Raw genomic sequence first — 25,184 nt, 5'->3', positions numbered from 1 at the left:
AGAGAACGCTATGATGAGAATTATTTCAATGGTTTTATTGGTAAGCCTATTTTGCCCTACCCTCTTTTTTGGGCAAGGGGAAACATCCAATTGGTTTTTTGGTAATGGCGCCGGAATTACTTTCAATAGCGACGGAAGTATCACTCCAACAACGCAAGGAAGACTTGATACCTTTGAAGGCTGCGCAACAATTTCAGATAGTTTTGGTGATTTACTCTTTTACACGGATGGTATAATCGTCTATGACAGAGATCACAAAGTCATGCAAAATGGAGGCAACCTATTAGGCGACCCTTCAAGTACACAATCTGCGCTTATTGTACCAAAACCCGGAGACCCAAACATCTTCTTTATTTTCACAGTAGATACTTCGTCGTTTCAAGGTGACCCCGACAGGGGTTTGAACTATTCAATTGTTGATGTCACTTTAAATGATGGAAAAGGAGCAGTTACTCAGAAAAACATTCCCTTGCTCAATGATTGTTCGGAGAAAGTGGCAGCTGTTATCAAAGACTGTTCAGACCAATCGATTTGGTTATTGACTTTTGCCTCATTAGGCGGATCTAAAGGAGTTTTTGACACTTTCCATGCTTTTGAAATCAATACGAATGGCGTAAATGTAACATCGGTAAAGACAACTTTTGAAGGTCTGGATATTGAAGACCCTAGAGGTTACCTGAAAATATCACCTGACGGTAATAAACTAGCTAATGCCAACGTGAAAGACGGTTTATACCTTTATGATTTCGACGCGGCCACAGGTAAATTATCAAATCAAGAGAGTGTTTTTATCTCAGGTTCGAACAAAGCAGCTTATGGGGTAGAATTTTCTCCAAATAGTCAATACTTATACATTCATGCTTCTAATGATATTTTTGCCGAATCAGGTCATCGGTCGTCACTTTTACAATACGACCTGGCGTCATCAGATATTTCGCAATCACAGGAAATAATTGATACACGTTCAATCTACCGCGGCGCACTGCAATTGGGCGATAATGGAAAAATCTATCGTACTGCCGCTAAAAACTATTTTCAGGGCACTCCCTTTTTAAGTGTTATAAATAATCCAAATCAAAAAGGGGATGCCGTCAATTATGAACACGAAGCCATCGCGTTGAATGGAAAAAATGCCACCCAAGGTCTTCCTCCTTTTATTCAGTCTTTTTTTAACAAAATTGCTTTGATAAAAAAACCTGATGGTACTACAACAAGTTCGCTATCAATTTGTGCTGGAGAACCATTTACCTTAGAAGCTGAACTAATACCCGGGGCCATATATATTTGGGAAAAAGATGGTGAATCCTTAGCTATTTCAGGAAATACCTTGCAAATACCATCGTCGGCCAATACCGATTCAGGAAAGTACAGGTTGACCATACAGACAGCAAATCCATCAGATTGTCCAATTATAGGGGAAGCATTGATACGTGTGGCACCACTACCAGAAACAAGCTTACTTTCACTTCAGCAATGTGATGTTGATGAAAACATTCAAGATGGTTTCACAATATTTGATTTAGAACAGGCTGGCAGTAACCAGAACTTTGATTTTACTTTTTATGAAACAAGACAAGACCAAACCAATGGGAATCCTATTGCCAATCCTGATGCATATTCAAACACAAAGGCATTTACGCAAACCCTTTTCTATTCGGTTACAAATGAATTGGGGTGCAGTGATACAGGTGAAATCACTTTAATAGTTAACCCTACAGAGGTTATAACTAGTGATTTAAGTCCTATTGTAATTTGTGATACTAGCAGTGAAGACACTGCACTTGTTGGCAGTGTGGACCTCGATTTATTACGCCAAGAGCAATTTAGTGGTTTGGATGTTGCTTTTTACGAAAATCTGACCGATGCAGCTTTGGAGGATAACGAACTTGAAGGAAGTTTTAGCACTTCAAATTTGGTACTGTACGTTCGTACTGAAAATGACAATCAATGCCAGAGTATTGAAACCATTGACTTCGTCGTAAAGCCTCTTCCTGAAATAACTCTCGAAGATTCGTATCAAGTGTGCAGTGATGGCGAGGCACTAGTTATAAATGCACCAGCAAATTTCGATTCCTATAAATGGTATAAAAAAGCTAATGACCAATTCTCAGAAATAGGGTCCTTACCTCAAATCTCAATCACAAATGGCGGTACCTATAGTTTAGAGGTCGCTATAAAACATGAGAATAATGGTAGACTGGTTACTACCTGCACTTCAAGTATTGATTTCACGGTAGTCCAATCCAATCGAGCCACATTTACCGAGATAAACATTGAAGACTTTTCCAATAACAATACCATAATGGCTTTGGTCACCGGAGATGGTGAATATGAATTTTCTTTAGATTCGAATCTCTATCAAGATAGCTCGTTTTTTGAAAATATAGAACCGGGATTTTATACCGTATTTGCCAGAGACAAAAAGGGTTGTGGTATTTCAGAAAAAGATATTGCTGTGGTCGGTTTTCCAAAGTTCTTTACCCCAAACGGAGATGGCTCCAATGATACTTGGCAACTCACTGGATCTGGTAAAGATATGGTGACCGGAAACATTACTATCCATGACCGGTATGGGAGACTGATAAAACAGCTCGATACAAATAGTAATGGATGGGATGGCAGTTTTTTGGGAGAGATGCTCCCAGCTTCTGATTATTGGTTCAGAATTACTTTAGTTGATGGCAGGGACTTTAAGGGACACTTCGCATTGAAACGTTAGAATTCGACCTTCTAAAACTCAATTCAGAATGCATGAAAAATTGACATACTTATTTTGCCTTTTTGGCTTTATTGTAAGTCAGGCTCAAGTCTGTCCAGAGTTAATCGGCCCATTAGATGGGGATACAGATGTTGCCGTAACAACTACCATAAGTTGGGAGAATCTGAAAGGAGGACAGATATACCTCATCTCTTTAGGAACAACCCCTGGAGGAACCGATATAATTGATCGTAAAACCTCAGGAACCAATGCAATTTTTACTCCTCCAAAAGGACTTCCTGAAAAAACGCGTATTCATGTCTCTCTTCAAATAATTGATGGAAATTTTGGAAGTTTCGATTGTGAGATAGGAAGTTTTATTACGGAAGATGTAACGGATACGCCATCTTGTACTACACTCAGAGACCCCTTAAACAATGCAGTATTTGTACGAGAAGAGGTAAACATTGTTTGGAATTATGCTCCTCTAGCTACGGGCTACAGAATTTCTTTGGGTACCTCTCCTGATAAGAGTGATATTGCAGCGAACATAAATGTTGGGAATCAACTTTTCTATGATCCCCCAGCAGATTTACCTGTAAATGCGATAGTTTATGCCCGCGTTGTTCCGTATAACGAGAATGGCGTTGCTTCGGGAATTTGCCCGGAAGAGAGTTTTGCCATTCGAACAGTAACAAGCAGCCTAGATTGCACAAAATTGACCTATCCCAAAGACGGCGCGATAGAGGTTCCCAAATCATTGGCTTTAGAATGGGAAACGGTAGAAGCTGCTACCGGTTATAAAGTATCAATAGGAATTTCCCCCTTTCCGGTAGACATTTTTTATACCGCATTTGTTGATACCGCTAACACCAGTGTTCTAGATTTTGACTCGTCACATAAATATTGGGTTACAATCATACCCTACAATGATGCCGGAGAAGCTGTTGGTTGTACTACCGAAACTTTTACAACTATTGTACATTGTGGTCCATTCACAGATGATTTAACGGGTGAAACAGTTGTTTTGAATCCCAAAATAACACTTCCTGATCGCGTATCGATTTGCAACAATCAACTTCCTTACCTCTTGAGTGCAAATGATAGAGCGGATGGCTATCGCTGGTTTAGAATCAACGTGGATGAAACTACGGACTTGATTTCAGAAACCAAAGAAATCCAACTTAACGAAGATGGTACTTATTTGCTTGAGATCTACGATAGAGTAGCTCTTTTCGAAAGTGTTATCGAATGCTCTACCACAAAAGAATTTGTGGTTTTTATCGACGATGGTCCAATCATAATCTCTGCTACAGCTACCCCTGAGGGGGAATTTGGTGATTTAACCATTGTTGTAATTGTTGATGGTAACGGTCAGTATGAATATAGTATCGAAGGTGAAGATGGTCAATTCCAAGACAGTAATATTTTCGAAAATTTACCTGACCGATCATATACAGTCTATGTAAGGGAAAAAGATGGTTGTGGAATTGCGAAGAGATTAGTTCAAAAAAGCATTATCGATGGGTTTCCAAAATTCTTCACGCCAAATGGAGATGGTATAAACGATTTTTGGCAATTTGAGCTAAGTTCGGAAACCAGAAAAAAACAACTAGGTTCTATTACAATTTTTGATCGCTATGGCGTTTTGCTTCTCCAAATAGACCCGCGATCAAAGGGATGGGATGGAACACTTAATGGGAGTCCTCTCCCTGCCGCCGATTATTGGTATAGGGTGTTCGTCGAGGACGGAAAGCAATTCAAAGGGCATTTCGCCTTGAAGCGCTAGAGTTTTACTATATTGTGATGTTTGGTGTTAAAATCAAATGAAAAAAAAACTGCTATTCTATCTTGTCCTAATCTGTAGTTCAATTTCCTACGGACAATTGGCGTGCCCAACACTTTCAAGTCCGATGGACGGTGCTACCAATGTGCCCGTTGATGTTACTATCACTTGGAATGGTATTGTTGGCGCACCAGGATATCTGATATCGATTGGAACAACTCCCGGTGGAACTGATATTGTAAACGAACGAGCAGTTGGTAATGCGACTTCGTATCAACCACCATTAGGTTTACCGGAGAACACCAATATCTATGTGACCATTACAATTTTCTTTTTCAATGCGGAAAATATCGTTTGTAGTACTGAAATGTTTCGTACTGAAGATGTAGTACAACCGCCAAATTGTACCACTCCCAGGTTTCCCATCGATGGGTCGATGAATGTGAATGTTGCCACTTCGATTGTATGGAACTATGCTCCGACAGCAACAGGTTATCGCATTTCTCTAGGGACCACAGCGGGAGCATCAGATATCGTAAACAATGAAAACATTGTTGGAGGACTCTCTTACCAACCAACGATGGATCTGCCTGTGGACACCGAAATATTTGTAAACTTAGTTCCATATAATGAAAACGGTTCGGCAGCTGCGTGTTCTGAATATAATTTTACAACAGGAGGTTTGGTGACCATACCAGGCTGTACCACCCTGGTTAATCCTGCAAATGGGGCTATTAATGTAGAGTTATCCCCTGTTTTAGAATGGGTAGAAGTTCCTGAAGCTACCGGCTATAGGGTTACCATTGGCACAACACCTTTCAATGGAAATGTTTTAAGCAATGTCAATTTTACTGAAAATAGTACGTTGGTAGTTGAATTTGAGCCCAATTTGACTTTTTTCATAACCGTCGTACCCTTTAATTCTGCAGGAGAAGCTTTGGGTTGTGAGCAACAGTCATTTTCAACTATACTGGGTTGTGGGCCCTATTTCGATTCCATAAGCAATGAACTAATTGATTTAAGGCCTGAAATCAATTTTCCAGATGTACTTTCCTTTTGCGAGAATGATATTCCCTTTATGGTCAGTTCCGAAGACACAGCCGAAGGGTTTAGATGGTATAAGGTTGACCAATTTGATAATGAAACACTGATATCCTCCGAACGAGAAGTTGCCCTAAATGAAACTGGTAGATACCGTTATGAAGCATTCAACACTGCAACGCAATCTGGGAGTACCATTGAATGTGATATTTCGAAAATTTTTGAGGTGGTGTCATCTGAAGTTGCTGTAATAGTTGATTTGACCGTTACCGGGCAAAATGGGACAATTGATGTTTCGGTTAAAGTATCATCTGGAATTGGAGATTATGAGTTCTCTGTTGATAACATTGATGGACCCTACCAAGATAGCGCGAACTTTCAAAGCCTGGAACCGGGAATCCACACCTTTTATGTTAGAGATAAAAACGGATGCGGAATCACTGAAAAAACACTGGAACAAGATTTGACCTTGGATGGATTTCCCAAATTCTTCACTCCAAATGGGGACGGGATAAACGATTTTTGGCAATTTATTCCACCCATCGATACTGGTCAGTTAGAAATAGGAGTTATTTCAATTTTCAACAGATATGGGATGTTTCTAAGGCAAATTGATCCCACTTCTCGAGGGTGGGATGGTAATTTAAATGGAAAACCTTTACCTGCGTCAGACTATTGGTTTGAAACGATATCTCCAAAAAATAAAAGAATTCAAGGTCATTTTTCACTCAAACGATAGCGTTCGTATCTCATGAAGAAGATAGTAATACTTGTTTTATTTCTTTTGTTCGGATTTGCGTCCGAAGCACAAGAATGTCCAAGAATTACGAATCCGGTAAACGGATCAATAGAAGTTCCAGTGAATACAACAATTACCTGGAACTCTGTTGATGGAATCGTTGGCTACCTCATTTCACTGGGCACAACACCAGGTGGTACGGAAATCTTAAATCGGCGTTCAGCAGGTTTAACTAATTCATTTACGCCTGAGGTAGGTTTGCCAGATGATACTATTATCTATGTTACCATTGAGATGTTTTTAGAAGGACAACAAATCATTCTCTGTCCTGGTGAGATTTTCACAACCGTCGATGTTACAAAAGCACCTCTATGCACTGATTTAGCAGAACCTATCAATAATGCTGTAAGCATAGATGTAAATAGTAAAATTACCTGGGCATATGCTCCAACCGCCACAGGGTATAGAATAAGTATAGGAACCTCCTCTGGGGGCTCAGATATCACTGATAATATTAATGTAGGCAACGTTTTGTCATATAACCCACCAGAAGAATTACCTCTCGATCAAGAAATTTTTGTCAGCGTAGTTCCCTATAATGAAAATGGTGACGCCGGAAGCTGTTCAGTTGAAAGTTTCACTACAGGTGTACCAACTGTCGATTGTCTCTTATATTACGATTCTGTATCAGGGTCTACCATAAAACTCTCCCCTGAAATTGATTTTCCAGATCAAATTGGTGTTTGTCCTGGTGATGATTTTGAAGTATTGAAAAGTAATGATAGGGCAAGAGGGTTTCGTTGGTATCGGTTAAATAATGACGGGACAGAAACCCTTCTTTCCGAAACCACTGAAGTGTCGATTGAGGGGTTCGGAAAATATAGATACGAAGCCTATAATACTGTCATACAGTCCGGTGCTACCATCGAATGTGCAAGTGTTAAAGAGTTTGAAGTAGTTCCGTCAGAGCAAGCTCAAATCAATGCAATTCTAGTCTCACGAGAATCCACCGGTTTGGATATAGAAATACAAGTTAGCGGGTCAGGAAATTATGAATTTGCCTTGGATAACATTGAAGGACCATATCAAGATTCCCCCATATTTAATAGGATTCCGGTAGGAGAACATACCGCCTATGTGAGGGACAAAAACGGTTGTGGTATTGTGCAAAGATCCGTAGAACGAAACCTTTCCGCTAAGGACTTCCCGCAATTTTTTACTCCAAATGGAGATGGTATAAACGACTTTTGGCAATTTGTCCCGCCAGGGGATACCCGCGAAAATAGTGTAGAAACTATTTGGGTTTATGATCGGTATGGTAACTTAATGGCCCAGGTAGACCCAGAATCCAAAGGCTGGAGTGGAAATTTCAATGGTCAACCCTTACCGGCTTCAGACTATTGGTTTAAAGCTATTACCTTCAATAGACGAAAAATACTCGGTCATTTTACGTTGAAACGATAGAAGTTTGCTTTATGATAAGGAAATTACTTCTTGTGATAATTGTAGCTGTAGGATCTAATATCTACGGACAACAGTGTCCTGCCATAAACTACCCCGCAGATGGTGAAACGGATATTCCAGTTGATGCAACTATTACTTGGACAGAGGTAACAGGCATAAACGGATATCTACTTTCCTTGGGTACTACCCCTGGTGGAACAGAACTTCTCAACCGTGAACCCACTGGAATAATAAACTCGTATAAAGCACCAGTAGGTCTACCAGAAAATACGCGAATCTTTGCAACACTCAGTATTATAGATGCTACAGCTCAGCCCGTGGCTTGTGGTGGTATTATATTTAACACGATGGATGTTACTACTCCTCCACCCTGCACTATTTTAATAGCACCTGATAACAATGCAACTAATGTTACTGCAGTGACAGACATTATATGGGCATACGCGCCAACGGCTACCAGCTATGTTGTATCCATTGGCACATCCGAAGGTGGGACTGATATTCTGAATGAGGTGAATGTTGGCAATGTACTATCCTATGACCCTCCAATGAGTTTACCACAAGATTTACGCATTTATGTTACCGTACGTCCAGAAAACGAAAATGGTAATATGGCCCCGTGTACTGAAGAGAGCTTTTTTACAGGTGAGGTAGACGACCCCTGCGAGCAAACGGATAGCGTAACGGGAGAAGTAACTTCATCTAGACCCGAAATAGAGCTCCCGAATAGATATACCAAATGTGTAGATAGTGGCCAAATTATGGTTTCTCCGGAAGGTCAGGCCGATGGTTTCCGTTGGTATCGCGTCGAAGGAAATAACGAAACTCTTCTTTCTCAAAACCGAAACTATCAAATTAACGAGGTAGGTAATTATATACTTGAATCTTATAATATAATCACGAAATCCGGAGTTAATTTGGAGTGTGTAAGTGCCAATAATTTTAACGTTGTTGCCTCAGAAGTGGCTACTATTGAATCCATAGGTATACGAAAACTCACCGCAGGTAAGGAGGTTACGGTAAATGCAGTAGGCCTGGGAGAATATGAATATGCCCTTGATGATTCTGAAGGAGAGTATCAAGATGACCCGGTTTTTGTAAATGTACCTGAAGGGCCACATACAGTCTTTGTTAGGGATAAAAACGGATGTGGTATAGTTTCAAGACTAATAGAAAGAGGATTGAAACCCGAAGATTTTCCAAATTTCTTCACCCCAAACGGTGATGGCATAAATGATTATTGGCAATTTGTACCTCCACCAGAAATCTCCGATGTATTGGAGGTTTTAAAAGGAAGTATTTCAATTTTTGATAGATATGGAAATTTATTATTAGAGCTTGACCCGAACTCTAGAGGGTGGAACGGCAATTTTAATGGTAAACAGTTGCCCTCTTCTGATTATTGGTTCAAGGTGGTTTCAACCAATCAGCAAAAAATGATAGGTCACTTCTCGCTAAAAAGATAATTCACCCTATTGTAATTCAAGAATTGAATTCTTCAGAAATTCTAAATATTTCATGGCTAAAAACACTTCTGCTTTTGTATTTTTAAAAGATGAAATTTAAGGTAGTATCAGAGTTCAAACCAACAGGAGACCAACCCCAAGCCATCAAACAATTGGTTGATGGAATTGAGGGGAAAGAGAAATATCAAACCCTTTTAGGTGTAACTGGTTCGGGAAAGACATTTACAGTTGCCAATTTGATTGAAGAAGTCCAACGACCTACTCTTGTTTTAGCTCATAACAAAACCTTAGCCGCACAACTATACTCGGAGTTCAAACAATTTTTTCCAGGGAATGCGGTGGAATATTTTGTTTCTTACTATGACTACTATCAACCAGAAGCCTTTATTCCCACTTCTGGACTTTATATTGAGAAAGATCTTTCCATTAATGAAGATATTGAGAAACTCCGTTTAAGCACTACATCCTCACTTCTCTCGGGTAGAAGGGATGTTATTGTTATTGCGTCAGTTTCATGTTTGTATGGTATTGGGAACCCAGTTGAATTTCAGAAGAATGTCATCAACATTAAGAAAGACCAGGTCATTGCACGCACCAAATTTCTACATCAATTGGTGCAAAGTTTATATTCTCGCACAACAGCAGATTTTCGAAACGGGAATTTTAGGGTTAAAGGAGATGTTGTAGATGTATTTCCAAGTTACGCCGATAATGCCTTTAGAATTCACTTTTTTGGGGATGAAGTAGAAGAAATAGAAGCTTTCGACCCCTTCAATAATAATGTCATAGAAGTCTATGAAAATCTGAATATCTATCCGGCAAATATGTTTGTTACTTCACCGGATATTCTTCAAAATGCCATTCACCAAATACAGGAAGATTTAGTAAAACAAATTGATTATTTCAAGGACATCGCTAAACCTCTAGAAGCTAAACGTTTGGAGGAACGAACCAATTTCGATTTGGAAATGATACGCGAATTGGGCTACTGTTCGGGAATTGAGAACTATTCAAGGTATCTGGACGGAAGAGACCCCGGAACACGACCATTCTGTCTTCTAGACTATTTTCCGGATGACTATTTAATGGTGATTGATGAAAGTCATGTAACAATACCCCAAGTACATGCAATGTATGGAGGGGATAGATCACGAAAAGTGAATTTGGTAGACTATGGTTTCAGATTACCTGCGGCAATGGACAATAGGCCTTTGAAGTTTGAAGAATTTGAGGCATTACAGAATCAAGTGATTTACGTTAGTGCGACTCCTGCCGATTACGAAATGAAACTAAGTGAAGGCGTGTTTGCAGAACAAATCATTCGCCCAACAGGCCTTTTAGACCCCATTATAGAGGTCAGGCCCAGTTTAAACCAGATTGATGATTTGGTTGAGGAGATACAACAACGGGTTGAAAAGGATGAAAGAACATTAGTAACAACGCTTACAAAACGTATGGCGGAAGAGTTGGCAAAATACCTTGCTCGTATTAATATCCGATGTAGATATATCCATAGCGATGTGGATACTTTGGAACGTGTTGAGATTATGCAAGACCTACGAAAGGGTATTTTTGATGTGCTAATAGGAGTGAATCTGTTAAGAGAAGGACTAGATTTACCAGAAGTTTCTTTGGTTGCCATACTAGATGCGGACAAAGAAGGTTTCTTAAGAAGCAACCGTTCTTTGACACAAACTGTAGGAAGAGCTGCAAGACATTTGAATGGAAAAGCCATCATGTACGCGGACAAAATTACGGCTAGTATGCAGAAGACAATTGATGAAACTACCTATAGAAGAGAGAAACAAATAGCCTACAATACAGAACACAATATCACTCCAAAATCACTAAACAAAAGCTTGGATAGTGCCCTTGCGAAAAACTCAGTTTCTACCTACCATTTTGAAAAAGAGGAGATGCGTGCAGCCGAACCAGACATGGACTATTTGACCAAAGAACAAATCGAAAAATTGATTCGAGAGAAAAGAAAATCTATGGAAAAAGCTGCCAAAGAACTAGATTTTATGCAAGCCGCAAAGCTCCGTGACGAAATAAAAATGTTGCAAGAGAAGGAGTGATTTTGTAAAAAAAAGTGTAAATTTCTATAAATTCTTCATTTTTATAGAATCCTATAGTAATATTTTAAATAAAATGATTCATATAACTGGTTTTAAGTTATTTAAATTCACTTTTTAGACAAGTCTAAAATCACATATCAATGAGATTTTCAACAAAATCAGTATCGTTCAGTAGTTTATTATCCAAAAAATCGTTTCCGTTTTACGCAATTATTTTTAGCCTGTTCTTTTCGCAATATTCCTCAGCCCAAAAATTATCCCAAAAAAAAATCAATATCGCTGCTGAAGAAAAATTTCCGACCGCAATTTTTGATTTAATGTCATTTTTAAAGTTACAAAATGATGGCCATTTTGAAAATGAAATCGAACAAAATTTTAGCTGGTGTGACTCGGTTTTTTCAAATTTAAAATTTGAAAGACGGGTGATAAAAACAGAAGGTGCTCCCCTGCTCTTGGCCGAAAAAAAAGTTAATAAAAATTTAAAAACAATTTTGTTCTATTTGCAAATTGATGGTCAACCAGTGGACTCTTCAAAATGGAATCAGCAAAATCCATTCCTACCTGTTTTGAAGGAAAAAGATGATGATAAGAATTGGAAAATTATTGACTCACAATTATTACAAAAAGAGTATAATCCGGACTGGCGGATTTTTGCAAGGTCAGCTTCGGATTCAAAAGGACCTGCGATGTCTTTGATTTCTGCATTGCAAATTCTTCAGGCTAAAAAAATAAATCCGGCCTTCAACATAAAAGTCATTATGGATTTTCAAGAAGAGATGGGCTCCCCTTCCCTACCAAAAGCTGTTATAGCAAACAGGCAACTTCTGAATGCAGATATGCTTTTCATCATGGATGGCACAAGACACCTCTCAAATCTACCCACACTAACATTTGGTGCTAGGGGCATCGCTACGGCCACTTTAAAGGTTTTTGGACCCAGATACCACCTTCACAGTGGTCAGTATGGCAATTTTGCACCAAATCCCGTCTTCGAGACATCAAGACTATTAAGTAGTCTGAAAGATGAAAATGGAAGGGTTGCACTTAAGGGTTTTTATGAAGGTATTGAATTATCAGGAAAAGAAAAGACACTACTCAATGATGTTCCTGAGAACTTGGATAGCATAAAACAACGCTTGGGAATTGCTCGCCAAGACAATGTTGGAGAAACGTATCAAGAGGCACTGCAATACCCATCCCTAAACATAAGAGGGCTAAATGCTGCTTGGGTTGGCGACGAGGTCAGAACCATCATTCCCTCCGAAGTGATTACCGAAATAGATATGCGTCTTGTGCCCGAATCGGATGGCGAAAAACTGATGCAGTCCCTAAAACAACACATCAAAGACCAAGGCTATCATTTAGTAGATTCCATTCCCTCGGAAAAAGAGCGTAAAACCTATCCGAAATTGGCTTCGTTTAAATACCGCTTAGGCTCGAAACCCTTTCGAACGGACATGGATTCGCAAATAGGTAAGTATTTGGAAAAAGCAATGCAAAAAGTATTTGGTGAAAATTATATCAAGATGCGTACGACTGGTGGCTCACAGCCAATCGCACCATTCATAGCAACACTTAGCATCCCAGCAGTTTCCATACGCATTCCAAATCCTGACAACAATATCCATAGCCCCAATGAAAATTTGAGAATAGGAAATTTTTTAGAAGGTATTATTACCTGCTTGGCAATTTTAGATGAACCCATTGAATAAAGAAAGCGCCCCTATTTTGCAATAGAGACGCTTCCCAACTAACCAACTAAACCAACCATCATGAAAGTCCGAAGAAACGGACTGTCCACAATACTTTTATTTCTTACGACAACTCAATCAGTCTTTTAGGTTTTGGCAATGCTTCCTCTTTCTTTGGAAGCACAAAACTCAAAATCCCGTTTTCATAATTTGCTTCGATTTTTTCAGTGTCAACTGTTTCGGGCAAAGTGAAAGACCTTTTAAAGGAGCTGAAGGTGAATTCTTTTCTTGTGAAGTTTTCCGTTTTCTTTTCTTCATCGGTTCTTACTTCAGACGAAACCGTAAGAACATCTTCGTCGATTTCAATATTGAAATCCTCTTTCTTTCTTCCGGGAACAGAAAGTTCTAATTCAAATTCAGTTTCATTATCCTTAATGTTAACAGCAGGCAAGTAACTTGTTGCAGATTCTAAACCTCCAAACCAATCTGGCTTGAACAGTTCATTCATCAATGCTGGAAAGACCGAATTATTTCTTTTTACTACGCTCATAATATGTATTTTTAAATAGTTTAATTTTTAATCAATCACCTAAAGTCAAAATACATACCAACACCAATTTCATGTCGTTTTGACATAAAATCACTATCTTTTAGTGACACTTTGACATTTTTTTAACAAAATACACCGCCAAAAAAATCAATATCTGTTGTTTTATGAAAAACCAGTTCTTGCTTCTTATTCTTTTAAGTGTTCAGTTCAACTTGATTGCTCAAAACAAAAGAGTGCGCGATTACGGAATTGAAATCGGAATTTTAAAAACTGGAGTAAACAATTCCATTACTGATGTTGAAGGCGTTAAAGTGGGGCATACAACTTTAATTGCGGGAGATAGCGTCAGAACTGGAGTTACGGCCATCTTACCCCATTCTGGCAACATTTTCCAATCAAAAGTACCAGCGGCTATCTATTTGGGAAATGGTTTTGGCAAACTGGCTGGGTATAGTCAAGTTAAAGAATTGGGAAATATAGAAACCCCCATTATTCTCACCAATACCCTAAGTGTGCCTGTAGCCTCCAACGCACTTATCAGCTACACTTTGGCACAAAAGGAAAATTCGGAAGTACGGTCTGTAAATTCCGTAGTAGGAGAAACAAATGATGGTTGGCTGAATGACATACGAGGAAGACACATCAAAGAAGAACACGTATTAACAGCAATAAAAAATGCAAAGGGTGGTGTAATCGAAGAAGGAAATGTAGGCGCAGGCACAGGCACCATATGCTTTCAATATAAGGGAGGGATTGGAACAGCTTCGCGAATTGTGCCCAAGTCCTTTGGCGGTTATACAGTAGGCGTTTTGGTTCAGACCAACTTCGGAGGTGTTTTTGAGCTAAATGGTGTACCTATAGCAAAAGAACTGGACAATTACCCAAGGCAGTACACCTACGACGTTGACGGCTCCTGTATGATAGTTGTAATGACCGATGCGCCCTTGGATGCAAGAAACTTAGAACGATTGGCGAAAAGAGCAATTATGGGCTTAGCAAAAACCGGTGGCGTTGCATCTAATGGTAGTGGTGATTATGTGATTGCTGTTTCTACAGCCGAAGAAAATAGAATCTCCTATCAAAACAAATCGATATTTGAAGAAAAAAAGGTATTGAAAAATGGAGCGATGACGCCTCTTTTTCTTGCCACTATTGAAGCTACAGAAGAGGCTATATTGAATGCATTGTTTGCCGCGAAAGACATGAAGGGTAGAGATGGTCATGAGATAAAGGCCATTCCTATGGAAAAAATCTTAAAAATCATGCAAGACTATAACCAGATTGTAGAAAAAGAATAGAGAAAGACTTTTTAAGAGACTAATTACAAAGACTGAAGAGCCCTAACTCTAGTTATAATGCGCTTTAAAAATATCGATTAACACCTCAGGTGGAACCACATTGTTAGGATACTTATGCATAACAGAAAGTACCTGGTCAATTGCAGATGGTGGCAAGCCCATGCCCAGTCCCATATCATGTAAACGTCTAATTTCAAGCTCCTCTTGAACTTGGTCAACATTCATTAATAAAACCAATCTATGAAACTGTAGGATACGTTCAGCTTCGGTTTTAGGAATTAGATGTTCACTTTCCTTTTCGAAAAGACCATCAAAGACTTCACGCTCCACACCCAATTGCTTTGAAACATTCAGTAGAAAATTATACTCTGGATCTTTTACCAAATTATCAACTTTTGCAAAAGCAATCATTTCAGAAAGAATACTTAGCTTCTCTTTATAGGTACTCATAGGTTTAGGGTTGAAAAGTTCAATTTTCTTTAGTATAACTAAAAAATGGCTCAGTATCGTATAAATTATCGACAAACAACTACCAAATTACTAGGCAACACGAATTTTGTAATATCTTGCGAGCAAATAGAATTGTATGACCAATAATGATATTTTCAAGAAACTACGAGTAGCATTAATGCTGAGGGATGATGAAATCGTGGATATCTTGAAATTAGCCGATTTTAAAATGTCCAAGAGTGAGTTGGGCGCTTTTTTTCGAAAAGAAGATCATCCGAATTATATGGAATGCGGTGATCAAGTATTGCGAAACTTTCTAAACGGACTCGTAATTCATTTGCGGGGAACGAAAGAGAATCCTAAAAACCCGGGAGAAGTCCTTTCACAAAAGAAGAATGTTCAGAAAAGTGATAAACCCAAACCGGTGTACAAAGCGATTCAACGTAAAAAAGCAAATTGGGATATAGACCCTGTAAAATATAAGAACAAACCCTCCAATTCGGCGGGTAAAAAAAAGTCCTAGCCTCGAATTACTCGAGATAGGACTTTTAAATTGCTAGTCATTGACCAACCTTTAACTAGCAACACGTACTGATACCGTGTATTTTTTGCCTTCTTCATAATCATTTAAGGCCACTTCCTTGTAATTTAATCTACTTTTAATAAAGCCTTCAAGTTCTTCTTTATCAGTATCAACAGAAAGAACTACAATTTCTTTATCGTCATTTAGCATAAAAAGCACTTGTGCTTCATAGCCTTGTTGTTTTTCGTCGAAGTTGTTGTCGTTTAGGTAATCCCCAATCTGTTCAGATAGGTTTTGACTTTTAGAAGATTTTACTCCTTTTTTTGAATCATTTGCAAAAATACTTCCTGTAGAAAGTAGCAAAGCTGCTACTAGCATTAAACTAACTTTTTTCATGACTTGTTTGTTTTTAACCCTGATTCGTTGATTGACGATTTTATTTCAGGATTTGATTATTAATTAATTGATGAATTACTAAAAAGACGTCTCGAAAAGGAGAATGTTACAGCCGAAATCACTTTTAACATTTTTTTAATTGAATCAACTACCTCATTAAACCTTTAAAAAACTCTTAAGAAAAAGAAGATGACGCTAGCAAATACGGAAGCGGGGTGATCTTTCGCATCTATATATAGCTCGTGAAATAGTATGGAAAAATAATTTCAAAACTTTCACACCTGATGAACATCAAACTTTATAAAAATCAAAGTAGATATTCAAAAAAAGCTCTATTCGGAAAGGGAAAAAGGAATGACTTTGCACATTTTATAGAAAAAGAAAAGGGCAATATTATTAAAATATTACCCCTTTATTCTCAATTTCGAAAATAAGTTAGGTTTGAACAGTTATCGGCAGCGTATATCGTCTGCCCTGAATTATACCCTCAATTTTGACTCCTTTGTAGTTCAGTTTATTTTTCACAAACTGACAGAAATCTTTGTCCTCGGAATCTACAGAGAGCACTACTATCTCCTTTTCCTTGTTAACCGTAAAAATTACGGTAGCATCAAATTTTTCATCTGATGTCATTTCGAAATAACCGTTTAGGAGCTTTTTTACTTTACCCTTCAGTTCTTTCGATGGATTATTGTTCGGTCTCTCATTTAGCGCAAAAGCACTTGTACTTGCTAGTAGCATTATTGCTACCAACATCAAACTGATTTTTTTCATGATGTTCGTTTTTTGATTTTGACCCGGGGATTAACCGGTTTTTTCAAAATCTGATTACTATTTAATTGATGAATTACTAAAAGGACGCACGAACTATTAGAATGGTTACAGATAAAATTCCCAATTAACACATTTTAACGAGATTACAATCAGTATGTTAATTTTTTAGACCAAAAAAAAGAGCCGTATAATATACGACTCTTTGTTTACTTGATATAAGTTCTAAACTCTAACTAAGAACCTCTTTGACTTTATCAGCAGCCTCCTGAAATTGAACAGCAGAATGTACCGCTAGGCCAGAATTATCTATAATCTCTTTTGCAATCTCAGCATTCGTTCCCTGTAAACGAACGATGATTGGAACATTGATAGCATCCCCCATATTCTTATAGGCTTCAACGATACCATTTGCAACACGGTCACAACGTACAATTCCTCCAAATATATTGACCAGAATAGCTTTAACTCCTTCATCTTTTAAAATGATACGGAAGGCCTCCTCAACTCTTTTGGCATCTGCAGTGCCACCTACATCTAAAAAGTTTGCTGGTTCTCCCCCCGCCATTTTGATTAAATCCATCGTTGCCATGGCGAGTCCGGCTCCGTTGACCATACAACCGACATTTCCATCTAAATCCACATAATTCAATCCTAATGAACCAGCTTCGACCTCGATGGGGTTTTCTTCACGCAAATCACGCATTTCGGCGTATTGCTTTCTTCTGTATAAGGCATTATCGTCAATGGATACTTTCGCATCAACGGCCATTATCTTATCATCTGAAGTCTTTAAAACCGGATTGATTTCAAACATGCTAGAATCACTTTCAACATATGCTTTGTATAAAGAAGCAACAAATTTAGCCATCTCCTTGAAGGCAGTTCCCGACAAGCCTAAATTAAAAGCTATCTTTCGAGCTTGAAAAGGAAGCAACCCTGTTGAAGGGTCTATCTCTTCCGTAAAAATCAAATGTGGTGTTTTCTCTGCCACCTCTTCGATATCCATTCCACCTTCAGTAGAATACATAATCATGTTTCTTCCAGAACCTCTGTTTAATAAAACAGACATATAGAATTCACTTGTTTCACTATCACCTGGGTAATATACATCCTCAGCGATCAATACTTGATGAACCTTCTTTCCTTCAGCCGAAGTTTGCGGTGTAATCAAATTCATTCCTATTATCTGACCAGCAATTTCTTCAACCTCTTTTAGGTTTTTGGCCAATTTAACGCCTCCACCTTTACCCCTACCACCAGCGTGAACTTGAGCTTTGATTACATGCCATCCTGTGCCGGTTTCAGCCGTGAGTTGTTTAGCTGCATCAACCGCTTCTTTTGCATTATGTGCGACAATACCGCGTTGAATACGAACGCCAAAACTGGCTAAAATTTCTTTTCCTTGATACTCGTGAAGATTCATATATATAAGGTGTATTTAGGTTCGGGTGCAAAAATAGGAAACGATTATGATTTACACTAAAATAATAGTGAACAGAATTTAATGAGTCTACAAGAAAAAATAGGTCACTTAACCGAGTAGTCATCAAAATCAAGGGGGTCAAAATTCTTGAAGTCCCCATTCAGCTTTATAGTTTGTTTGGTTCGATTTACTTCTTCTAAAACTGTAATGGTTGTAACCAAATGATTTTTAATAAACGCTAATCGTTCACTTTCGCGAGATATTTGTAAAAGTTCATACTCTTGTTCGAAAGAGAGCCCCATCTTATGCACAAGAACATAACTATGGAATTTGTCAACTTCTATTGGAGTAAAAGGCACGGACATTAAATTGTACAAGGCTTCCAGAAGTCCTAGAACTTCTTTTTTACTTGCATCATTAGTATCATTGATATTGTCCAAAAACTCGACATCTCCGCCCGCATATAACTTCCCTTCCATTTGGTTCTCAAAGGCGTTTACTTTAAAAACCTGCCGGGCTACACAAGTAACATCCATCTCACCTCCTTCGTATGAATTTACGATTTCGACCAGCTGTACCTCCGTTCCGAAAAGAATGCTGTCATATATATAAACAGGAATGCCAAAAGTAATAGCCTCTTCTCGACAGTCCATTATTAGCTGCTTGTATCGTTCCTCAAAGATGTGCAAAGGGACGGTCTCACCCGGGAAAAATATAGACTGTAAAGGGAATAAAGGTAACTTCATAGTACAATAGCAATTTGTGTGAACAATCTCGAGGAGAGGCCCCAAGCATTCGATTAGAAAAGGCTTTACCTATTGATCCAAGCCCTAGACCTTTTAAATCTCGATTATCGAGTAAAAATACGATACCACTGGCTCTTCAACAAATGAATTTAAAACCATAATTTGTTTCAAATACAACAAATTGTTGTATTTATTGTATGTCGCATCTTTTTTTTTGTTAGAAGGTCTAAGAAAATTAGATTTGTCCAAAATCGTTTGCACTATGAAGAATGCTGATTTACTTAAAATCGCCAAAACATACGGAGACCCCGTATATGTTTATGACTCTCAAAAAATCGTTTCTCAATTCAAAAGACTAACGAATGCTTTTAGTGGCGTCAAAAACCTGAAATTGAATTATGCCGCCAAAGCACTATCGAATCTTGCTATTTTGAAGCTAATGAATAGCTTAGGTAGCGGTTTAGATACCGTGTCGATTCAAGAAGTTCAGCTCGGCTTATTAGCAGGTTTCAAACCCGAGGCAATCATATTTACACCCAACGGGGTTTCTTTGGAAGAAATAGAAGAAGCCGCCAAATTAGGGGTTCGAATCAATATCGATAACCTTTCCATATTAGAACAGTTCGGTAGTAAGCATCCTGATATTCCTGTTTGTATTCGAATCAACCCACACGTTATGGCCGGAGGGAATTCCAACATCTCCGTGGGCCATATCGATTCTAAATTCGGAATCAGCATTCATCAAATTCCTCATTTACTACGTATTGTGAATTTAACCAAGATGAATATCAATGGTATTCACATGCATACAGGAAGTGATATTTTGGACATTGATGTCTTTTTATATGCTTCGGAAATTCTCTTCGAAACGGCGAAGAACTTCCCTAATCTTGACTTTATTGATTTTGGAAGTGGATTCAAGGTTCCTTACAAAGAAGGGGACATCGAAACCAATATTGAGGAATTAGGCAAAAAACTAAGCTCTCGATTCAACGAATTTTGCAAAGAATACGGGAAAGAATTGACATTGGCTTTCGAACCAGGAAAATTTTTGGTTAGTGAAGCGGGATTCTTTTTGGCAAAAGTAAATGTGGTAAAGCAAACTACTTCCACAGTCTTCGCAAGTATCGACTCCGGATTCAATCATTTAATCCGTCCGATGTTATATGGGGCAAATCATTCTATAGTGAACATTTCCAATGAGAAAGGAAGGGAACGCTATTATTCGGTTGTAGGATACATTTGTGAGACCGACACCTTTGCTAGCAACCGCAGAATCAATGAGATTTCCGAAGGCGATGTCCTTTGCTTCAAAAATGCTGGAGCCTATTGTTTTACAATGGCCAGCAATTATAATTCAAGGTTCAGACCACCTGAAGTATTATGGCATAATGGGAAAGCTAACTTAATCCGTGAGCGAGAAAATTTCGATGATTTGATTAAACACCAAGTTGATGTCAAAGATTTGTTTGCGCCTGTAAAGGAAACCGTGAAGGTTAAATAGAACCTTTTGAAATAAAGGTCGGGGAAATTCGTTAGTTTTGGTATAGTCTTTGGACTAATACAGAAAAATTGCATCTCATGAAGATAAGCGTCCCAAAATCACTGCATTTCATCCTTTTTCTATTTGTGGCATTAATGGTCAACACTATTTGTGCCCAAGAAGTAAAATGGCTTTCATGGAGCGAGGCTGCTGAATTGGCAACTACTGAGAAAAATCCGAAGAAAATATTTGTTGATGTTTACACAGACTGGTGTGGCTGGTGTAAGAAAATGGATAAGGATACCTTTCAAAATGCCGAAGTAGCTGCTTATATGGAATCAAACTTCTACATGGTCAAACTGGATGGAGAAGGAAAAGAACCTATTGAATTTAAGGGAAAGACATTTAACTTTGTTCCATCCGGAAGAAAAGGATATCATGAGTTCGCTGCAGCCTTGATGGGTGGCAAATTGAGTTATCCCACAACTGTTTTCCTTGACGAGGAAATGAATATGCTTTCACCAGTACCTGGGTATCAAAAACCAGGGCCTTTCTTAAATATTGCCAAGTATTTTGGTGATGATATCTACAAAGAGAAAGATTGGAAAACCTATTCTGGTAAAGGGAAATAAAGTACAAAACTAAAAAGTGCCCTTTCAAAACAAATTGAAAGAACACTTTATAGTAAGTATTTTTTGTGAATCTTCTTAATCTGAACCTGTCTTCTGAAGTTCCGTACCTACATCTAGAGCTTTTGCTTTTTTGGCTTTGCCTTGACATCTATCACACAGGTCAGTAATCTTTTTCAATTCCCTCGCTTTAGCAACAGTCCCTTGAAAAATCTCATTGGTTCGCTTGCCATTGATATAGGAACAATCTTGATACAAATGATAACTTCTACCAGAAGGTGTCCAATAGACGCTATTTACACCATCATTGAGCAGTTCGACCTGCTTCGTCTGTTCTGTATATTGTTCAACAGAAGCCGGATTGAATTCGGTACCTGTTAAACCCGCTGCCGCCAGCGCGGCAATGGCAATAGTTCCTAAAATACCTTTTTGCTTTCCGTTCAAGTTTTTGTTGGTAAAAATAAGGATGACCATGGGTAGAAATGCCAAAACGCTAATTATCAAACCTAACTGATTCTGAATAAAGAACTTCGTTTTATTCTTCTCTGATGCCGGATCTAAACGATTCGACTTTTTCCAAAGTATATTCCCGATTATTGCAAAAATAAGGGCGACAACGATTAAGCCAATCATCCAAGTCATATTGACCGGGACTTCTTGTAGTTTAAAATAAGCGAAGACTTGACAGCCAATAGCCAATAGCCAGCCTAATACTGCAATAATTCTAAATGTGGTTGCTTTTGACTTACTTTCCGCTGTCGGCGACCATGTAGCGTCATTACTACCAGATTCCGTTGACATAGTGTCATCGACAATCTTTGTGATTTTTTTTGATGATTTTCCGTTTTCCATTTTAGGGGGATTAAGTTATTTGTACCTCGAAGTTAATAATTAATTCCTATAAACGGTTCATTATCAATTTAGTCTGATTTCTTTGCCACGGTTGCATATTGCAAATAAAACATATCCATAGCCGTAAAGAAGAACGGAATGTTATATAAATAAGGCTTTAACGACCTAGTACGATTAACCCCCTTATGACTTAAAACAGTATAGCCTTGATCGGCATACATTTTTGCAATACTACTTTTTGTAAAAAACCGCATGTGGGTCTTGTCGAAAATTCCATGCCCTTCATATTCAAACTTCTTTTGTAGTATTATTTTCTTGAAGGCATAGTGATATCTAATATTTGGTATGGAGCTAATCACAACTCCATTTTTAGACAATTTGTTTTTAATGATTCCTAAAACGGAATACGGGTCCACCAAATGTTCCAAAACATCATTGCAATAAATAACATCGAAGTAATTATCAGGAAGCTCCTCAATAAAGTTCTCACAAGGACCAATAAATACTTTGTCCAATACCTTTTCAGCTTCTTTACCTGGTTTTTCCATAAGTTCAATGCCCCAGGTTTCCGTCTTATATTTGTCTTTAACTTGCTTAATAAAAGTGCCTTCACCACAACCAATATCCAAAACACGTTTACAACCTTCGGGAAGAAAAGCCAACATTTCTGGACGTTCGTGATTAAAGTAATCGCCAGCTTTATTATTATAATCCATAATTCGTATTTAAAACAGAGAATTTAGGTATTCAAATCCTCAATTGCAATCGGAAACTTTACCGTACAAAACGTCTCATGGCCAATATAGTTATTTGGTAAATGTCGTATAGCGGCACCTTCACTCGTAAAATGACCCGTTTCTCGAGTTTCCAATGGTATTAAAGTACCTTTATATTTTGACATATTTTCTCCATGCCAACCAATTGCAGATTTTTCACGAATTCCATATTGCTCAAATTGCATAGACCATTCTTCGCTTTGAATAAATTTTTTCAATTCAATCTTGTCCATTATCCAAAATCCGTAATAGGGATTATTATTGTTGAGAAGGTAATGATCGCCATTAATTTCAACTGTTTGGGAAAGCGGGCTAGTAAGATCGGTTATATACACATCTTGGCTGTCTAATTCTGTGCGTAAAAAACCCAAATTGTAGTTTGCTTTTAAAACGGCATCCTTATGTTGTAACCAATACTCAAGATTTTCTTGTGTAAAGGCCATATCATCCTCCAAATAAACTTGAACGTCAAATTCCTCTATCCTCGCAGAAATCTTTTCCCTATTCTCCCACGTCAAGTAAAATGGGTGTAAGAGCTGTTTTAAACCCATTCTATTAAAAAGACTATTGTAACCGAATCTAAAAATATTCTTTTGGTACTTATAAATGATATACTGAATGGAACCTTCTTGAAATGGTAATTCAAATTCTTCGTTGGTGTAAATGAAAATCTGGGTCTCGGCCTTAAGTTCATATATATTCTGAACAACTTTTTGCAGGTAAGGCAGTCTGTCTTCCACATAAAAGAAAGTGATATGTATGCCTATTTTCATCACTTAGAAGAGATGTCAAGGCAAAATGGGGGAATTCTTTGTATCAATCAATATGGTTTTATCTGCTATAATTAGGGGATTCCTTGGTAATGGTTACATCATGAGGATGACTCTCATTGATGCCGCTTGCGGTTATCTTAACAAAGCGACCTGTATCTTGAAGTTTAGCTATATCTTTTGCGCCACAATAGCCCATTCCTGCTCTTAACCCACCGACAAATTGGTGAATGCTCTCATACAATTCACCTTTATAAGGAACCCGACCCACAATACCTTCCGGCACCAATTTTTTAATATCATCTTCCACATCTTGAAAATACCGGTCTTTCGAACCCTGCTTCATGGCTTCCACAGAACCCATACCACGATACGACTTGAATTTTCTTCCTTCGTATATAATTGTTTCTCCCGGAGATTCTTTTGTTCCAGCTAGCAGTGAACCCAACATTACAGTATCAGCGCCCGCTGCGATGGCTTTGGGAATATCTCCTGTATAACGAATTCCTCCATCGGCGATTACTGGAACTCCACTTCCTTTGATGGCAGCAGCTACTTCTAGTACGGCTGAGAATTGCGGAAAACCTACCCCGGCTACTACTCTAGTTGTACATATGGATCCTGGACCGATTCCTACTTTAACAGCATCTGCTCCGGCCTCAACCAAATATTTGGCTGCTTCACCAGTAGCAATATTACCGACGATAACTTCGAGTTTAGGAAATTTCTTTTTAACCTCCTTTAAGACGGCAACAACACCTTTTGTATGACCATGAGCCGTATCAATAACTACAGCGTCAACTCCTGCATTTACCAATGCTTCTGCCCTATCCACTGCATCTCCGGTAACACCTAAGGCCGCGGCAACACGGAGCCTTCCGTATTGGTCTTTATTCGCGATTGGTTTTTGAGTGAGCTTGGTAATATCCCTGAAAGTAATCAATCCGACAAGCTTGTTGTCTTTATTTACTACGGGTAGTTTTTCAATTTTATGTTCTTGTAAAATGTCTTCGGCTTCCGAGAGGGAAGTTCCTTCTGCGGCCGTAACCAAATTTTCTGAGGTCATCACCTCTGAAATTGGTCTTTCATTATTTTTTTCGAAACGTAAATCACGATTGGTAACAATACCGATTAATTTGCCTTCATCATCAACAATTGGAATTCCTCCGATGCTATGTTCCTTCATATTGGCCTTGGCATCACTGACCTTGGAATCAAGGGGCATCGTAACGGGATCCAAAATCATACCACTCTCTGCCCGCTTTACCTTTCGGACCTTAATCGCTTGTTGCTCGATTGTCATGTTCTTGTGCAAAACCCCAATACCGCCCTCTTGTGCAATAGCAATGGCCATGCGCGATTCAGTAACCGTATCCATGGCAGCGGAAACAATAGGCACATTGATAGTAATATTACGTGTGAATTTGGCTTGAATATTTACTTCTCTGGGAAGTACTTCTGAAAAGGCAGGAACAAGGAGTACGTCATCGTAAGTAAGACCTTCTCCAACAATTTTGTCAAGGTGAGCTTGCATAGCAATTAAGGATTAAT

Annotated in this window: 21 protein-coding genes; 11 read left to right on the top strand and 10 right to left on the bottom strand. The window is 38.4% G+C overall.

Features of this window, described 5'->3' with window-relative positions; all coding sequences use genetic code 11:
- Positions 1-10: 10 nt before the first annotated feature.
- From FEE95_RS19540 to FEE95_RS19510, 7 genes are all read left to right on the top strand, one after another.
- Entirely contained in the window at positions 11-2,719 is a 2,709-nt protein-coding gene (locus FEE95_RS19540; protein ID WP_238474620.1) for a T9SS type B sorting domain-containing protein, read from the top strand.
- Between the two features lie 28 nt (positions 2,720-2,747).
- On the top strand, positions 2,748-4,487 hold the full coding sequence (locus tag FEE95_RS19535; RefSeq protein WP_138659720.1) for a T9SS type B sorting domain-containing protein: 1,740 nt from the start codon (positions 2,748-2,750) through the stop codon (positions 4,485-4,487).
- 37 nt (positions 4,488-4,524) lie between these two features.
- Positions 4,525-6,264, top strand: a complete 1,740-nt coding sequence (locus FEE95_RS19530) for a T9SS type B sorting domain-containing protein (protein ID WP_138659719.1) — start codon at positions 4,525-4,527, stop codon at positions 6,262-6,264.
- Positions 6,265-6,276: 12 nt separating this feature from the next.
- Positions 6,277-7,728, top strand: coding sequence for a T9SS type B sorting domain-containing protein (locus tag FEE95_RS19525; protein ID WP_138659718.1), 1,452 nt, complete (start codon positions 6,277-6,279; stop codon positions 7,726-7,728).
- 11 nt (positions 7,729-7,739) lie between these two features.
- Positions 7,740-9,194, top strand: a complete 1,455-nt coding sequence (locus FEE95_RS19520) for a T9SS type B sorting domain-containing protein (RefSeq protein WP_138659717.1) — start codon at positions 7,740-7,742, stop codon at positions 9,192-9,194.
- Between the two features lie 89 nt (positions 9,195-9,283).
- Complete coding sequence (gene uvrB, locus FEE95_RS19515) at positions 9,284-11,272, top strand: excinuclease ABC subunit UvrB (RefSeq protein WP_138659716.1); 1,989 nt, start codon at positions 9,284-9,286, stop codon at positions 11,270-11,272.
- 140 nt (positions 11,273-11,412) lie between these two features.
- Positions 11,413-12,984, top strand: a complete 1,572-nt coding sequence (locus FEE95_RS19510; RefSeq protein ID WP_138659715.1) for a M20/M25/M40 family metallo-hydrolase — start codon at positions 11,413-11,415, stop codon at positions 12,982-12,984.
- A 103-nt stretch (positions 12,985-13,087) separates the two neighbouring features.
- On the opposite strand, the gene FEE95_RS19505 is transcribed toward FEE95_RS19510, so the two are convergent.
- Complete coding sequence (locus FEE95_RS19505; RefSeq protein WP_138659714.1) at positions 13,088-13,513, bottom strand: Hsp20/alpha crystallin family protein; 426 nt, start codon at positions 13,511-13,513, stop codon at positions 13,088-13,090.
- Positions 13,514-13,677: 164 nt separating this feature from the next.
- Between FEE95_RS19505 and FEE95_RS19500 the strand changes: the two genes are divergently transcribed.
- Complete coding sequence (locus FEE95_RS19500) at positions 13,678-14,811, top strand: DmpA family aminopeptidase (RefSeq protein ID WP_138659713.1); 1,134 nt, start codon at positions 13,678-13,680, stop codon at positions 14,809-14,811.
- A gap of 48 nt (positions 14,812-14,859) precedes the next feature.
- Here the strand turns inward: FEE95_RS19500 and FEE95_RS19495 are convergent, their stop codons facing one another.
- Positions 14,860-15,261, bottom strand: a complete 402-nt coding sequence (locus FEE95_RS19495; RefSeq protein ID WP_138659712.1) for a TerB family tellurite resistance protein — start codon at positions 15,259-15,261, stop codon at positions 14,860-14,862.
- A gap of 136 nt (positions 15,262-15,397) precedes the next feature.
- Between FEE95_RS19495 and FEE95_RS19490 the strand changes: the two genes are divergently transcribed.
- Positions 15,398-15,784, top strand: coding sequence for a DUF1456 family protein (locus FEE95_RS19490; protein WP_138659711.1), 387 nt, complete (start codon positions 15,398-15,400; stop codon positions 15,782-15,784).
- 51 nt (positions 15,785-15,835) lie between these two features.
- Here the strand turns inward: FEE95_RS19490 and FEE95_RS19485 are convergent, their stop codons facing one another.
- From FEE95_RS19485 to FEE95_RS19470, 4 genes are all read right to left on the bottom strand, one after another.
- Positions 15,836-16,180: a hypothetical protein gene (locus FEE95_RS19485; RefSeq protein WP_138659710.1), complete on the bottom strand. Its 345-nt coding sequence runs from the start codon at positions 16,178-16,180 to the stop codon at positions 15,836-15,838.
- A gap of 435 nt (positions 16,181-16,615) precedes the next feature.
- Positions 16,616-16,954: a hypothetical protein gene (locus FEE95_RS19480; RefSeq protein ID WP_138659709.1), complete on the bottom strand. Its 339-nt coding sequence runs from the start codon at positions 16,952-16,954 to the stop codon at positions 16,616-16,618.
- Positions 16,955-17,183: 229 nt separating this feature from the next.
- Positions 17,184-18,377: an ADP-forming succinate--CoA ligase subunit beta gene (gene sucC / locus FEE95_RS19475; RefSeq protein WP_138659708.1), complete on the bottom strand. Its 1,194-nt coding sequence runs from the start codon at positions 18,375-18,377 to the stop codon at positions 17,184-17,186.
- 104 nt (positions 18,378-18,481) lie between these two features.
- The gene (locus FEE95_RS19470) at positions 18,482-19,123 is read right to left on the bottom strand and encodes an LON peptidase substrate-binding domain-containing protein (protein WP_138659707.1); all 642 of its coding nucleotides are present in this window, start codon (positions 19,121-19,123) and stop codon (positions 18,482-18,484) included.
- Between the two features lie 262 nt (positions 19,124-19,385).
- On the opposite strand from FEE95_RS19470, the gene lysA reads away from it, so the two are divergent.
- Positions 19,386-20,627, top strand: coding sequence for a diaminopimelate decarboxylase (gene lysA, locus FEE95_RS19465; RefSeq protein WP_138659706.1), 1,242 nt, complete (start codon positions 19,386-19,388; stop codon positions 20,625-20,627).
- A 134-nt stretch (positions 20,628-20,761) separates the two neighbouring features.
- A complete protein-coding gene (locus FEE95_RS19460; RefSeq protein WP_238474630.1) occupies positions 20,762-21,238 on the top strand; it encodes a thioredoxin family protein in 477 nt (158 codons plus the stop codon).
- Between the two features lie 75 nt (positions 21,239-21,313).
- Here FEE95_RS19460 and FEE95_RS19455 read toward each other — a convergent pair whose 3' ends face one another.
- The 4 genes from FEE95_RS19455 to guaB all read right to left on the bottom strand — a co-directional run bounded on the left by FEE95_RS19455 (position 21,314) and on the right by guaB (position 25,167).
- Positions 21,314-22,087 carry a hypothetical protein gene (locus FEE95_RS19455; RefSeq protein WP_138659704.1) on the bottom strand — a complete coding sequence of 258 codons (774 nt, stop codon included), beginning with the start codon at positions 22,085-22,087 and terminating at the stop codon, positions 21,314-21,316.
- Positions 22,088-22,155: 68 nt separating this feature from the next.
- Positions 22,156-22,803 carry a class I SAM-dependent methyltransferase gene (locus FEE95_RS19450; RefSeq protein ID WP_138659703.1) on the bottom strand — a complete coding sequence of 216 codons (648 nt, stop codon included), beginning with the start codon at positions 22,801-22,803 and terminating at the stop codon, positions 22,156-22,158.
- Positions 22,804-22,826: 23 nt separating this feature from the next.
- Complete coding sequence (locus FEE95_RS19445; protein ID WP_138659702.1) at positions 22,827-23,636, bottom strand: hypothetical protein; 810 nt, start codon at positions 23,634-23,636, stop codon at positions 22,827-22,829.
- Between the two features lie 58 nt (positions 23,637-23,694).
- Positions 23,695-25,167: an IMP dehydrogenase gene (gene guaB, locus FEE95_RS19440; RefSeq protein WP_138659701.1), complete on the bottom strand. Its 1,473-nt coding sequence runs from the start codon at positions 25,165-25,167 to the stop codon at positions 23,695-23,697.
- Positions 25,168-25,184 lie beyond the last annotated feature (17 nt).

The sequence above is a fragment of the Maribacter algarum (ex Zhang et al. 2020) genome, from assembly GCF_005885635.1.
GTDB classification, from domain to species: domain Bacteria; phylum Bacteroidota; class Bacteroidia; order Flavobacteriales; family Flavobacteriaceae; genus Maribacter_C; species Maribacter_C algarum.
The sequence above is the reverse complement of the archived record's forward strand: the minus strand, read 5'-3'. Positions and strand labels throughout refer to the sequence as shown.